Source organism: Paraburkholderia sp. LEh10 (assembly GCF_017814945.1).
Lineage (GTDB): Bacteria > Pseudomonadota > Gammaproteobacteria > Burkholderiales > Burkholderiaceae > Paraburkholderia.
The window spans coordinates 149,214-163,705 of sequence record NZ_JAGIPX010000006.1 but is presented as its reverse complement, the minus strand read 5'-3'; the positions used below and the strand labels follow the sequence as shown (position 1 = coordinate 163,705).

Genomic DNA, 14,492 nt, shown 5'->3' with positions numbered 1-14,492 from the left:
CGCCCAGATCAGTGTGTACTCGCAATGCCATGCGAATCCGGAAGAAGATGCGCAAGGCTTCGAACGCGTGTGCGCTTCTTCATCTCCGCGAAACGGCTAGAAGGTCAAATCGTGAAGCCGGCGCACGCCATCGAGTAGCCATTGAAAGAATGAGTCCTCGGATTGCGTTGCAGGCGTTGGCGCGCCGATTTTGTCCAGCATGCGTTGACGCCGCGACAGCAACTGACACATCGCCTTCGCGACGTCCGGATTCTTCTTCAGGATCGGTGCCACGTCGTCTTTCTTTAGCGAATAGAGAACCGACTTTGTGAGCGTCGTAATTTTCACGCGAGCGGGTAGTCCGGCGAGCAGACCGCCCTCCCCTACTGCCTCACCTGGACCTAGCCGCGCCACCTCGACTTGCACACTCCCCTCTTTGGCAACGGCGCAAAGCACACCGGAATCGATGATGGTGAGACTGTCCGGCACCGATTCCGGTGTGATCAGCACTTCACCCGCTTCGCAATCACGACGTGAAAGGCGTGGGGCAAGCTGCGCGAGCTCGTCCGATGTCAGCACCGCGAACATATCGACGCGCTGCAACAGCCTGATGCGTTCGTCTTCCCGTCCCGGTGGCACGCTTCTCGTATAGGGGATACCGAGCGACCTGAGTTCGACGCCCGCCGCCGCGAGGTGCCGATGACACAGATCGTATAGTTCGTTCGAAACCACGCGCTTTTTGTTCATGTCGTCGACGTAGGCAGTTGCTTCGTATTGGAACGATTCTGTGCCGACTGTCTTCACTTGCGCATACGGTGCTGGATCGGTGAGCACGGCGCGCACGCTTTTCAGCGCATCATCGAGGGCCCCCAAGACGACTTTCGGACGTGCTTCGGGCGTAACCTCGAGGATGACGCTCACTCCGTGAAGCGCGGTCGGCCGGCTGCTGTTGATGATCTTCGTCTTCGCGGCGACGGCGTTCGGCACAATCACGACGGCACCTTGCGAGGTCAGCAGATGCGTCGCGCGCCAGTTCATTTCCATGACCTTGCCTTCGACACCATCGATGCTCACCCAGTTGCCCACTTCGTATGGCTCGGTAGTGTTGATGACAATGCCTGCGAACACATCGCTGAGCGTGCTTTGGATTGCCAGACCGAGCACAAGGGCAAGCGCGCCAGAAGTGGCAACGAGTCCGCGTATGGGCAGTTCGAGTACGAAACCGAGCGACGCGACGATCGCGGCGAGAAATGCCAGCGCGCCGAACACGTCCTCGAATAGCCGCTGACGACGCCACACCTTGGGAAGCAGCAACGTATCCAGAATTTTGCTGAGCAAACGCGCGCCTGTTAGCCACCATATGATCTCGAGCAGCTGGCCCAGCATGTGCAGCACCCACGAATCGGCATAGGGAGCCTGCGAGAACGGACTCAGGTTCGATGCGAAGAGAAGCGCACTGAAGGCGGCATAGATACATAGTCGCGCGGTCAACCTCGCTATTTCGTTGCGAGGGATTACGCAACACCACACGAGGACGTCGAGCGCGACTAGCAGGAAGCCAAAAAAGAAGGGATTGTTCACGCGAGCTCCGAATCCAGGCGGACGAACCAGTGAGCGCACAGCGGCTGCCTGATACGGCGGTCAGTATCCGATGAGTATCGTGATCGATTTGAGGCGGCTGCGTGTTTGTCCGTGCGTGTTGGTAAATCGGGTGAATTCGCGAGAGGGGCGTGCGGCTGCCTGGTCGCTCGTCCGTCGCATGACCGGATTGATTGATTTGGATTGGTTGTTTATTTTTGTTCTTACGGGCTAGTTACAATCTTCGCAACGCAGTGGGCACGCCGGGCAATTCTCGCATGCCGCAGCCGTCCGCTTGTTGTCGTGCTTGAGTGCCAATGGTCGTGCAGGATGAATCGAGCGATCCGCATTTTGGCGACCCAATTCGGTCAGTCCGTCAGCAACGAACCCTCCGTAATCACCTTTATTGTGAATACAAAATACGTAACGTTCACTACACGATGCAGCTGTGCCGCTGTATGATCCCCGCCCGCATCTCCTGTTGACGGACCGCTTTGTCCGGTTCCGCTCGTGTTGTCGTGGAACATTATCTGAAATTGTCATAAAACTCTTTAGAAACAAATACTTAATCCATTCGCAGTTCGTTGTTCAATGTTTCACGACGGCGGATTCCATCGCGATTTGTGTTCGCAGGACGGTCGGAGCGATTTGCAAGGCACGGCGTTTTGAGCGCGATGTCGAGGAAGGACCGCGGTGATCGGCACATAGGACTGTGACCTGACCCAAATGACCACGCGGAGCTGAGACGTAGCTTATGGGTTACGCGCACATGGTTGACCCGGCCATGCGGCCGAACGCACGGATAGCTGCGATTGGACCGCGAGATCGCAGTGAATGCCCGTGAGGGTTGCATCGCAACACATTACGTCTCCGGCACATTGATCAGATCAGCCCGACGGCTTGGTGCTCGGACGGCGTCGACAGGCTCATTTGAGCACCAGCACAATCGCACGACGCCTGTGCGTGTGCGCGGTCACCCGCTCATCACAAACGTCAGAGTTTGCGGCAGGCCAGGGGCGGTTTCGAAGGCTGGCGAATCGGGCGCCCAGTTGTGGCTGATCGACGGCGCATAGCAGATCCGTCGTACTGAGCGCCGCTTGTCCTCGAATTGGCCAACAGGTGGTTCAAGAGCCGTTCGATTGGGTTTGCTGCTGTGGGCTGGCTCCGCGTACCAATACGGACAACGGCGCGATGACGAGCACTCTGCGCGCGTGCAGACGAAGACCTCGTTGCACACTTGGTAATCGACGGTGATGCGGGTCGACGATCCGTTCGGGTATGGGCACGCCTATCCATCTTGATCGGCAGTGGTCGCTGTATGAGATGAGATGTCCCATCCATGAATCGCTCGTTACCGGACGGCGGCCCTCGTCCCGAAAGAGCAAGGGAGACGCTCTCGACGCGCGGCTAGGTTCGGTAGGCGATCTCCTCTTTGGATTCCGTAGACGCCCGTCATTGAATATGCTCCCGACTACGCGAAGACCGCGAATCTTCCTCTCAAGATGTCGCTTGTGACGCCACTTGATCTGTGCGTCCACCGTACCGATTTGCGCGTGCGGCCAGGGCCCAAGGACGCAATTTCCTTGATCGCGCCTATCTGTCCTTTGCTCGTGTCGCATCTGATCTCGACTCGCATCCGTCTAGTCACAACCATGCTTTGTGGCTTGGACGGGTGGGCAATACCCGATTAGCAGCGGCGATCGCCGATCTGGATGGAGGGTCGGAGCCTGAGCGCTCACACGATACCCCTTCGCAATTGCATCACGAAACGCAACGCGGATTGTAGTCGCCGTGGCAAAATAGATTGGAGATGGAAGCGTGCTCGTCGGCGCGACGCGCTGGTGCGGTCAGAGATGGCAAGGAAACCGCGTCTATAGACGCGCAGCCATTCTCGGCTCAAATTCGCCCGAATGCCTCTATCGACGCGGAGTGTCACCAATGGTGACACTCGGACCGCGATCCGTCGCCTTGAGTGCCTCTGGTGGCGCTGGCCACGCAGATGCCGGTCCATGGCCCCGCCGTCTAAAACAAACAGGCAAGTTAATTCCGCCAAACCCAATGCACATACGCGATAAGCCCAGCCTCACCGAAGTGTCACCAATGGTGACACCCCCGCAGTAAAGCGATGCTGCGATCCAGAGTGAGCTCAGCTTCGCTCTCGCGCAAATAAAAAAGCCCGCGTCTTGCGGGCTTGACCAGACAGGCAGCGGAAGAAGCGCTCAGTTGGAGTGCGGCTGAGCGGAAAACAAATTTCCAATCATTTGCCGAATCTTGCGCTCCTGTTCTTCGGTTAGCATGTCCACCTTGATCCGGACAGTGAAATTGCTCGCATCCTTCGTGATGTTGCCAGCTTGAGCTTTACCCGAAAAAAATTTGTCGATACTTCGACCGCCGTTTGTTACACCAGATCGGGAGTTAACCAGACTGGCGATTGCCGCACCAAACTTCCCTTGTTGAAGGCTACCGCTGACCACTTGTGGCCAGAGCTCTTTCGCGGCATCGACGGCTGCCTGTCCATGTTTCTTCAATACTGCACCCACGTCATTGGCTGCGTGACTGCCAAGCAAAGTAGGCTGCAGATCGAGATCATGCTTGATGAAATCAGGCAAACCTTCAAACGAAAGAAACCGGTAAAGACCCTGCCGCGACATGCCGAGCGCCTCGGCGAGCCGGGTTCGATTCGGGAAGTCCTTTTCAGTTTGACGTATTGAGACCGAGATCTCGTAGTCGGACAGGTCGTCACGGCTGACGTTTTCGACCAGCGCGAGAATTGCCATGTCGTGATCGGAACATTCGATCACGACGGTCCTGATGGTGTCGATACCGACCATCTTGTGCGCACGCCATCTGCGCTCACCAGCAACAATCTGATAGCCAGTGTCGGAGCGCCGAACAACAATCGGCTGCATGAGACCAACCTCGCGGATCGATGCCGCGAGTTCAGACAGTTTCGCCTCGTTAAACACGCGCCTCGGCTGCCAGGGATTGGGAACGATCTCCGCAACTGCAAGCTGCGACGGTGTCCCCGAAGATTCCAGTTCTCGAACGCGAAGTTGAGCAGCGGCGAGAGCGCCCGCCATCCCCGGAGCCGTTTCCGTGCGGCCCGCCCGGCGGCTCGCGTCCGGGCGGCGTTCGTCCGTCGCCTTGATACCAGCCGTCTTGGCAAGAAGTTGTTCTCGAAGATTGCTCACTTTGCTGGCCTCCATTGTTTGACGAACTGATCATCGACCCATCGGCAGTAATCCATCAGTGGCTGCCTGACTCTGGCGAGGGACTTTGCCTGGCTGTGCGTGCTGCTGATGTCGAAGACCGTCGTGAATGCGAGCGCACCAGAGCTCATGACCGAACTCGCCGGAACTTCATACTGCGAAAGCCAGTGACGATACGCGCCATGCGCCCAGGTTCGTACCACTGGCGTAGCCGCGGTCGGTCCGTAGTTGACCCGAGTAAGCAGGACAGACACGAAATCATATTTCTTGTCCGCCTCAAACCGGATAAACGATTTCGCGACGTCTGAAAACAGTCGCCAAAACGACAGCGAACTGAAGAAATCCAGATTCTCTGGGACCATCGGCATGATCATCGCGTCCGCGGCCATCAACGCATTGAGGTTGAGGTAGGAAAGCGAAGGCGAAGTGTCGAGGATGATGTAATCGTAGTGTCGACGCAGCGGCTCCAACCCATCGCGTAACACGGTCCAGAACTTGAACCCCGGCACCTTCATTTGCATCGCGGGCAGATGGTATTCAGCGCCCACCAGTTCAGTGTGCGCGGGAATGATATCCAGTCCGTCCCAATAGGTTGTTTGAACCTTGGATAGAAGTCCGCCGTCGACTTTCTGGTCATAGACGTAGGGGAGAACGGAGTCCTCAGGGAAAACTTCCTTCTCGGCATACAACCCGCACAGCTCCGACAAGGATGCCTGGGGATCGAGATCAACAACGAGCACCTTTCGCCCGCGTAGACTCAAGCCCTGTGCAAGACACATCGTCGTCGTGGTTTTAGCCGAACCTCCCTTCAGTTGGGAAGTGATAATAATCTTCCCGCTAAACTCATCGCTCGGGCCATCGACAAGGGGAGTCTGAAAAATGTCCGACACCCGCTGCACCCAGATCCGCGCCTCTGCAAGCGTGAACATGCGACTGCGGCTACGTCCCGTTCCGGTTGATTGCCCCTCTGGCAGTACGCCATCGCTTTTTGACACGAGATAATGGACTTGTTGACGTGTAAGTCCGCATAGCTCGGCAATCTCGCCCGTGGTCAACATCGGTGGCGTCTTGCGAGGGCGCGGTGCAAGGATCTGATCACGGAGTTCCGTTGCGTAATCGGTCACAACGTCAGCGAAATCGCTGATCTGCGATAACGTGACCGTTAGATCGATTGGCATGGGTTGACTGACATTCGCCATTTAGAAGTTTTTCCTGAAAAATTAGGCTAAACGTAGAATACAGGAAAATGGCAAAAACTGGTCTCAGCGAAGGTGTTTTCTGCGCTTTCTGATGCAAGTCATTGATATTTCGCCACATCCGTACCTTCCAGCAGATGAACAACTCATCATGCTTGGGCAGCCCGCGAAATCTGGACCACCAAAATCTCTCACCTTTTGCTGAAAGTACGCTTTCAGCCCGTCATTCCAGCGCAGATTTCCCCGTACGATCCCTCTGTTTTTCAGTTAAGTGCAAGGCGAATGGTGAGAGATGTTGTCGCTCAATAGGTGCACGGCGCAGATCACATAACAAAACCCTCCCACCGTCGGCGCATTGAATTCTCGATTCCACCGGCCCTCCACCTTTTAGCCGACGACTTGCGAAAAAATTCACCTGTCTCATCGCCACGCTGACAACATCTCTCACCTTAGTTCACCGCCTCCTTTGCCTGAAGACGGTTTGTAAGTTTTCAAATAAAACAAAAACAACGTACTAACAAACAAACAGGGCAACGCATCATTCTTTAAAATCAATGCATTAGCATCCAAAGGTGAGACTTGATGACCAAAAGGTGAGATCGGTTGTCCGCCAAAGGTGAGAGATAGTGGCGACATAGGGGAGACCTGTTGTGTATCACGGTGAGAGAGCCGCATATCGCCAGGACGAAGGGTGAGAGTTGCTGTCAACCCCTGTGGATAACTGCGCCGACCCGCTTCGACGGTGGTTAGCAGCGCGCGCGGCATGATGAATGGTGAGAGATGATGTCCTAAAGGTGAGAGCGGTTGTCCGCCGGATCGAATGTCAGCGGCGAAGGTGAGAGGATCTCTTTGACATCTCACCTTCATGTGCTACATTCTGCGAAAAAATTTAGGGCGGGGATTTAGCGATAGCCATGAACAGCAGTCTCGAACGAAGAGTAACGCCCCTTCAGTACGCGCTGGATCTGTTCATCGAGAACGCTCCCGCCAGAATGGCTATTGATGCCGTTGAGTCTTCGCAAGACATCGGCTATCAGAAGAACAGAGTATTCGCTCGCATCATCGGCTTGGGGCTGTCAGCACGCCGTTTCGTCGACGCCGCGTACTTCATCGTCGCGCAGGAGCCGGAGATTGCCGACACATACGAAGTGTCCTTGAGCCTGTTCAAATGGCTCATGCGATACGAAAGCCATAACAAGAAGCACTTTTCCAGCGTCATACGCAGCGTGAAGTCTTCAATGCTCGAGGTCACGAGCGGTCCAGTCGTGGCCGTCGATGCGAAAGGCCGGTTGCTGGAAGATGCCTCCGAAGCTGCCGAGGAGGACGATGACGACGACGGCGCGTTCGAAGACGACGATAATCTGGGCGCGCTCGTCTCAGACGAGGAAGGCGACTGGCTCGAGTTGATCGGCCGCGTGAGCGTGCGTAACGGGCGCATTCGCTTTCGTGTGCCCATTGAACTGCAACGCCTTATCAAGGACCCTGAGAACTCGTACTGGACGAGTTTGCTGGTCACCTCGAAATTCAAGCTCATCTACGCGCGTGCGATCTATGACCACATACAGCCCGAGGTCCCACACGGCCGAACAGACTGGATTTCATTGGATCTCGTACGAAGCCTGCCTGGAAAATCGTGGGCAAACTCAGCGGAGTTCAAATACTTCAAGCGAGACTATCTTGAACCCGCAATCAGGCAGATCAACGATCTTTCCGATATCGAGGTGTCGTACGAGACGCGCGCCAGCACGCCCGGTTCACGAAAGAAAGATCAGATTCGATTCAAGCTCAAACGCAAGGAAGAGGCGGGCGCGGCCGATGCCGACATGCTGGCTTCAGCGCCGCTCTATCTATCGCTTTACAAGGAGTTTGGGCTGACCGACAAGCAGTTCGCCGAGATTCGAGCGAACCGCCATATCTGGTCGGATGCACGTATCGAGCAGGCGATTGACTATGTGCGCTGGCGAATCGCCAAGGGCGACCACATCCGGCGCGCGTCCGCCTACCTGATGAATGCGTTGGCCGAGAACTACCGTGTCTCGGATGCGGACCGGCAAGTCTCGCTGTTGCAGTCCCAGCAGGTGCAAGCGGCGAGTGCGAAGCAGGCAGCGCAGATTGAACGGCAAAATGCTGTCGCGGCGAGCATGGCGGCCGCTGAAGCCGCTGCGGAGCAACGGCGCGACGATGAAATGCGTACGGCGCGCGAATACTTCGAGGCAGCGGAGAAGAAGACGCGCGAAGAACTGGTGCGAAAATTTATCGCTTCGAGCACCATTGGCGTCAGAGCCATTCAACGCCAGGGGCTGACAACGGCCGAAGTGAACGAGTCGAACATCCTGCAACGGGCCAGCATCGCGACGACCTTTGCGTCCTTCGTCGCGGCCGAGTTGCGAAAGGCCGCGCGCGGACGATCGAAATGACGCGAGCGCTTATCTCCAGGATCATGCGGCAGGTGGTCGACGCTACAGCGACGCCATGGAAAAACTGTCGAGCAGGGCGCGCGCTTCTTTCACATCGGACGTGGCGAAGCCCTCGGTAAACCTTTCGTAAACGGGCAGCAGCAGCGACCTTGCCTGCGTTGCTTTGCCTTGCCGATGCTTGAGGCGCGCAAGGCTCGTTGCAGCACGAAGTTCGAACGACAGCGCCGCCTGACGCCGCGCCAGTTCTATCGCCTGCATGTACAGCGCTTCGGACACGCCTTCAGAATCGGGCAGATCGGCCATGTTGAGTATCTCGCCTTTGGTGCGTATCAACTCCGGCAGATACCACAATTCGTCGTGAGCGTTCGACCATGCCAATGTAGTCTCGATCGTGGCCTTTGCTTCAGCGTGTTGTCCAAAGCGCAGCAAACCGCGCGCATACATACCCGCATACATGGGATAGCGCAACCCGATATGTTCGCGTTCAAGCTGTGTCAACGCATCGGATAACACGGACAAACCGAGCGGGTTGCTTTGCTCCAGCAGCAGCGCACCTTTGAGGCAGCGGGTCATGGCGTCGAAAAGGACCAGGCCGTGCGTCGCGACGTTGTCCTGCAGCGCGATGAGCGCCTCTTCGGCTGCGTCGATGTCACCCGTGAATAGCCCAATCGGAATGGAGGCAAACACGAGCACATAGCCGACCGTCAACGCGTGTCCGCTTGCCTGTGCGTCGTTTCTCGCCTTCAGCGCCATACGAAGTGCGCGTTCGGGAAAGCCCTGCAGCCACAGGATGCTGGACAACAGCGTTCGGGCGCCATCGCATACGTCCAGGTGGTTATGCGACAGTTGAAAGCGCTGCCGACGTGTGATCTGTCCGTCGAGGACATCCTCGAGATGTTGCCGGGCCTCGTCCTGTTTGCCGATGTGGTGCCACGCAAACGCAGTCAGCCGGTTGCAGTCTGATATCGCAACCGTATTATCCGATGTGTTCGCGATCAACCGGAACTTCTTCAGGAGCTCATCGGCTGCATGAAGCTTTCCCGCGTACACGAGACCGCAGCAGGCTGCAAACAACGAGCGCAATTGATATTCCTTGTCGCCGAGCTTTTCTGACAGCGCCAGCGCCGTGGTCCACGCGGCGTCGACCTGTGAGACCATGCCGCGCGTGTACATCGCCGAAGCGGCGAGGGCGGCATTGAGCTTCATCCGTTGGTTATCGAGCGCGGGCGTGCCGGCGTCAATTCTGGCAAGCGCGTGTTCGACGCGGCTTCTGCATTCCTCCAGCGATGAGAGCCGCACCCACGCGGGAATCGCCGACACCGTGAGCGCAACGCCAAGCGACTCGTCGCCGCCCGCCGAAAACGCCCAGTTCAACGCAGCCCGCAGGTCGTCGATCGCCGCGATGTGTTCGTCCAGCCAGCGCGTATCGGGCGGTGTATTCCAGTACGCTTCGATCTGTGCATAAACGCCGCGAAAATGCTCGGCATGGCGACGCGCGAGCATGTCGGATTCATTGGCATCCGCGAGCTTGCGCCGCGCGTAGGCGCGTGTCGTATCGAGCAGACGATAGCTCACCGTATCGCTGCCGACATCCGCCGACAGCATCGACTTCGCCACCAGACTGGCAATCGCATCAATGACGCTCGCCTGCGGGAGGTTTTCGTCGGCAACCACGGCAGCTGCCGCGCCAAGGGCAAACGCGCCCGGAAATATGCCGAGGCGGCGCAGCACGACACGCTCGATGTCGGGCAGCAACTGATGGCTCCAGTCGAGCGTTGCGAGCAAGGTCTTTTGCCGCGCGGGCGCGGTGCGCCGTCCTTGCGCAAGCGTGAAGAACCGGTCGTCGAGCAGATCAAGCAACTCGCGCACGCCGAATGCGTTCAGGCGAGTGGCCGCAAGCTCGATCGCGAGTGCGATCCCATCCAGTCGCCGGCAGATAAGCGCGACCACGGGCGCGTCTTCATCGGATAAAACGAAGTCGCCGCAGGCGGCAACGGCCCGCTCGAGAAAGAGTTCGACGGCGGGATAGCGAAGCGCTTCGTTCACCGTCAGACTGGCCGAATTCGCTGGACTGTCGAGCGGCTCAAGCCGGTAGATGTGCTCGCCCGCTGCGCGCAGCGGCTCCCGGCTGGTCGCCAGAACATGCATCTGCGGCGCGGCGGAAGTCATGTGCTCCGCCATCACTGCCGCTGCCTCGATGACGTGCTCGCAGCTGTCGAGCACGACAAGCTGCCGGCGATTTCTAAGCCGGAAGTAGTTGGCGAGCGCAGACGGAATGTCATTCGAGTGCACGGCAAGGCCAATCGCATTCGCAACGGCATGAGGCACGAAGCCAGCGTCGGAGAGTCGCGACAGGTTCACGAACCAGACGTCGCACTCTTGTGACGCGACCATCGCATGCGCGACGGCGAGCGCCACGGTCGTCTTGCCGATTCCGCCGGGGCCGGCAATCGTCAGGAGCCGGATCCGCGACAGCCGCTCAATCAGATCATGGATAGTCTCCGTGCGCCCGATAGGCCGGACCAAAGCAACGGGAACATTGTGTGAAGCGTGCGCAGCCATTTCCGCCAGCGAAGCGTTAGCCGATAGCACTTCGCGCTCGACGGGCGCGACGAACTGGTAGCCCCGGCCGACCACGGTTGCGACGAAGCGCTGATCCTGCGGTCCTTCTCCCAGCGCTTTGCGCAACGCCGCGATATGAACCTTGAGATTGCTTTCCTCCACCACGGTTTGCGGCCATGCGCGCGCCATCAACTCCTGCTTGGTGATCAGTTGACCGCGCCGCTCGACGAGCGCTGTCAACAGATCGAGCGCACGACTGCCGACGGCCACGCGCGCGTCACCGTCGAGCAGAATCTGCCGTGACGGAACGAGCCGAAAAGAGCCGAACAGGTAGGCCATCGCTGCAGTGTCGATCGAGTCGGTCACAGCGCCTGGTGTGCCGCCGCTTGGCGATGTATGCATGATTTCGACGTTTCCGTGAACGCTGCATGCGAGGCGGTCTCAGACAGGCCGCGTCGAGCCGCGCAAAATGACGTCGCAACGCAGGCTCGTCGTGCTGAACGGCGTTTCCCGCGCAGTGCGAAGTCTTCTTTCGAGTACGTCCGCAATCGTCTGCGCGACTCCGTGGATCGGCTGGGCGACGACAGTGATGCTCGGCTCGTACAGCCCGAATAACGGCGGGTCGTCGAACGAGATGAGCGACACGTTCTCCGGCACCCGGATCTTCGAGTCCTTGAAACAACGCAAAGCGCCGAGCGCCATTACATAGTTCGCGCAGAAGATCGCGGTCGGCGGTTCGGGCAGCGACATCAGATGGCGTGTCGCGTCGTTGCCGCCGAGAATCGACCAGTGCCCGGGCGCGACGTAGCGCGGATCGACTGCGATGCCACGCTCGCCCAGCGCATCGCAATAGCCGAGATAGCGTTCGTTTGCGGCGCTGTCGACCAGTTCACCCGACACTATGCCCACCCGCCGATGCCCGATATCGAGCAGATGCCGTACCGCGTGCATCGACGCTTCCCGGTTGTTCACGAACACACGGTCGGCCTTCAGGCCGGCGAGATCGTTATCGTAGAGGACCAGCGGTACACCGTCGTTGATCAACTGGTCGACGCGATCGAAAAGGCGATCCACGCCTGACATCACCAGCGCATCGATGCGCTGCGTGGAGAAGTAATCGAGACTTTCCTCCATCAATCGCGTGTCGCCGCCATGGCAATAGATCAAAAGTGCGCGACCGTCGCGACGCAACGCGCGCGACAGGTGTTCGAGCATGGCGCCATGAAATTCATCGAACGACGGCGCGAGCAGACCCACGACATGCGTGACATCCGTTTTCATCGCGACGGCAGCCGCGTTGCGCTTGAAGTGCAGTGCCTGAATGGCTTCCTCGATCTGTTCGCGATTGGCGCGCCGGATCGGAAAGCCATTCAGATAACGCGACACCGTGCCGATCGCGACGTTTGCCCGTTTGGCGACGTCGACGATCGTCGGAGAGCGCGACTTGCCGGCATCGTTTGAAGTATCGTGGTTCATAACACGCATCAGTCATTACTGGAGGAGTGTTCGGTCTCGAATGCCACGGCCGCATGAATGCGCATTCGGGGCACCGTGATCTGCACCGCGCCGTCCGCTGTGAGTGTCCAGTCGAACGATTCACCGGACAGCGCATCGTACGAGCGGGTCGGCACACGCGGAAGACGCACGGTCGCTGAAATGGGGCCAATCGCCGGAATGTCCTCGATGATCTCCATCATGCGCGTCGCGCCACCATCGATCGGCATGGCCTGTCCTCGCAATTGCGGGGGACCATAGAGCAGGTGTAGAACATGCCGCTGCTTGTCAGGCTGATGCGTCAGCGTAACCCGGCCCGATGACGGAAGGTCCGTGCTGACGGCCGCACGGGGCATCAACCGGCTGAGCATCGCATCCACGATGTAGCGATAGATCGGCTGTCCCACCGCGCGATAGAGTCGGAAGATGGGATAAGCCACATAGCCCATTCCATCATGAATCGAGGCGGCGACGCCAAGCGGCTGGGCATTGATGTCGTGCGGCGCGTGTGCATGCGAGCAAAAATGCCGGTAAGTGCGATTGAAATAAGGCGCGCGAATTTCGCCGAGCACCTCGGCGCCGCGGGCGCGAACGAGCGGCGCGTCATCGTAGAACACGACGGGACTCGAGGGAATGCGCGGGTCGAGGCCATCATTGACTTCCACGTAGCTCGGCCAGAATCCCGTCGACTCCGCCTCGACGCTGAGGCCGAAGTCGAGCACGAATCCGTTGCTGCCGTTGCGAGCGGAGCGCCACGAGGCGAGCAGCTTGCCGCCGCCGGCGACGTACGTATCGAGCCGGCGCGCGAGAGCCTCGTCGACGGGAATGTCATCGGGCAGAACCAGCAGCCGGTAGTCCTCGAAGCGCGCGCTGCTGTCGACGACATCGAACGGACGATGCAATTCGAGAAGCATCTGCACTGCGCCATCGTCGCTGGGATGATGCCGGCCCGGACCCGGATGCATGTGTTCTGCAGAGAGAATGGCGATCTCGGAGACCTGCTTTGCGCCTTCGAGGAAGGGCTCGAGTTTCGCGATGCGCGCAAACGCGGGTGCGATGCGTTCATAGGTGTTGTGATCGATGGCACCGCCGGGATGCAGCACATCGCCTATCAGGCATCGGGAACCCAGTGCCGCCATATGCGCGCACTCGTATTCGAGCGCATCGGCATGCTTGAAGCCGCCGAATTCACCCCAGCTCGAGTGAAACTTGCCTGTTTGGGCCATGTACTCGAGGCCGAGTGTCGCAGCGTAACGTGCGCTCGTCGGCAGATGGTTGTAGCCCCAGCCGCCTGTGGGCAGGCTTTCGAGTTCGAGGTGCGTGTAGTCCTTGTAGCGCTCGGATCCGCTCCTGGCGATGTGGCCCGCGTTATAGAACACACGTAGATGCGGGAATTCGGCGAAGAGCGCTGCGCTCGTTTCACCGCGAAATTGCGCGAGCACGGCTTCGTCGTTCTGATGGCGATCGCGTGCGTTCTCGGGGTCGAGGCCGTTCGCCAGCATCCTGTCGATGCACGCCGTGCACACGCAGTCGTTCGCCATGACGATATCGAAGAAAAGGCCCGGAATGTCGTATCGGGTCGCGACTTCGCGCGCCTGATCGAGGATCAGCTTGCGCAGCGGGGCGTGGCTCAGGCAGAGCGTGTGCCAGGCGGGACTCAGTTGCTTTGCGCTCGATCTGTCTGCCTCGCTTTCGTGAACGAACGCGTTGGTCGCGCTGAGGACGCGCCAGTCCGGATGTTCGCGCGCCGTCCGCTCATCCCATTGCACAGTCATGTAGACGGGGCTTTCAATGTCGGCTTCCTTCAAGGCTTTGATCATGTCGCCCAGCAGGTCAGGCCGGCTGAGATTCGGATGGACGTGGCCCACTTTCGTCGGATAGTAGGACCAGCCGTGATGGCATTTGGCAAACACCGTAATCGAATCGACGTTCGCCTTTTTCAGCGTGGCAGCAAAATCCACAGGATCGAAATGCGCGCCCACGTCGGGTATGTGCTCGGACGTGTGAAAGTCGAGATGAATCTGGCGGTAGCGGAGCGGCTTCGCGTGACGTTCCAT

7 protein-coding genes are annotated in these 14,492 nt (G+C 58.6%); 1 reads left to right on the top strand and 6 read right to left on the bottom strand.

The annotated features are described in order from the left end of the window. Positions 1-96 precede the first annotated feature (96 nt). The 3 genes from J8I87_RS07355 to J8I87_RS07345 all read right to left on the bottom strand — a co-directional run bounded on the left by J8I87_RS07355 (position 97) and on the right by J8I87_RS07345 (position 5,965). Positions 97-1,560: a mechanosensitive ion channel family protein gene (locus J8I87_RS07355; protein ID WP_209930780.1), complete on the bottom strand. Its 1,464-nt coding sequence runs from the start codon at positions 1,558-1,560 to the stop codon at positions 97-99. Positions 1,561-3,776: 2,216 nt separating this feature from the next. After that, complete coding sequence (locus tag J8I87_RS07350) at positions 3,777-4,748, bottom strand: ParB/RepB/Spo0J family partition protein (RefSeq protein WP_209930779.1); 972 nt, start codon at positions 4,746-4,748, stop codon at positions 3,777-3,779. After that, complete coding sequence (locus tag J8I87_RS07345) at positions 4,745-5,965, bottom strand: ParA family protein (RefSeq protein WP_209930778.1); 1,221 nt, start codon at positions 5,963-5,965, stop codon at positions 4,745-4,747. The genes J8I87_RS07350 and J8I87_RS07345 overlap by 4 nt, the downstream gene beginning before the upstream one ends. Positions 5,966-6,876: 911 nt before the next feature. On the opposite strand from J8I87_RS07345, the gene J8I87_RS07340 reads away from it, so the two are divergent. After that, a complete protein-coding gene (locus J8I87_RS07340) occupies positions 6,877-8,379 on the top strand; it encodes a replication initiation protein (RefSeq protein ID WP_209930777.1) in 1,503 nt (500 codons plus the stop codon). Positions 8,380-8,421: 42 nt separating this feature from the next. On the opposite strand, the gene J8I87_RS07335 is transcribed toward J8I87_RS07340, so the two are convergent. The 3 genes from J8I87_RS07335 to J8I87_RS07325 are packed head-to-tail and all read right to left on the bottom strand — an operon-like array spanning position 8,422 to position 14,492. Further along, positions 8,422-11,343: a winged helix-turn-helix domain-containing protein gene (locus tag J8I87_RS07335; RefSeq protein ID WP_209930776.1), complete on the bottom strand. Its 2,922-nt coding sequence runs from the start codon at positions 11,341-11,343 to the stop codon at positions 8,422-8,424. Positions 11,344-11,382: 39 nt separating this feature from the next. After that, entirely contained in the window at positions 11,383-12,417 is a 1,035-nt protein-coding gene (locus J8I87_RS07330) for a LacI family DNA-binding transcriptional regulator (protein ID WP_209930775.1), read from the bottom strand. Positions 12,418-12,425: 8 nt separating this feature from the next. After that, a complete protein-coding gene (locus tag J8I87_RS07325; RefSeq protein ID WP_209930774.1) occupies positions 12,426-14,492 on the bottom strand; it encodes a beta-galactosidase trimerization domain-containing protein in 2,067 nt (688 codons plus the stop codon).

What these genes read in the sequence shown, in the direction of transcription:
- J8I87_RS07345 (WP_209930778.1), bottom strand. Translation starts at nt 5,965, where the DNA reads ATGGCGAATGTCAGTCAACCCATGCCAATCGATCTAACGGTCACGTTA.
- J8I87_RS07340 (WP_209930777.1), top strand. Translation starts at nt 6,877, where the DNA reads ATGAACAGCAGTCTCGAACGAAGAGTAACGCCCCTTCAGTACGCGCTG.
- J8I87_RS07330 (WP_209930775.1), bottom strand. Translation starts at nt 12,417, where the DNA reads ATGAACCACGATACTTCAAACGATGCCGGCAAGTCGCGCTCTCCGACG.
- J8I87_RS07335 (WP_209930776.1), bottom strand. Translation starts at nt 11,343, where the DNA reads ATGCATACATCGCCAAGCGGCGGCACACCAGGCGCTGTGACCGACTCG.
- J8I87_RS07325 (WP_209930774.1), bottom strand. Translation starts at nt 14,492, where the DNA reads ATGGAACGTCACGCGAAGCCGCTCCGCTACCGCCAGATTCATCTCGAC.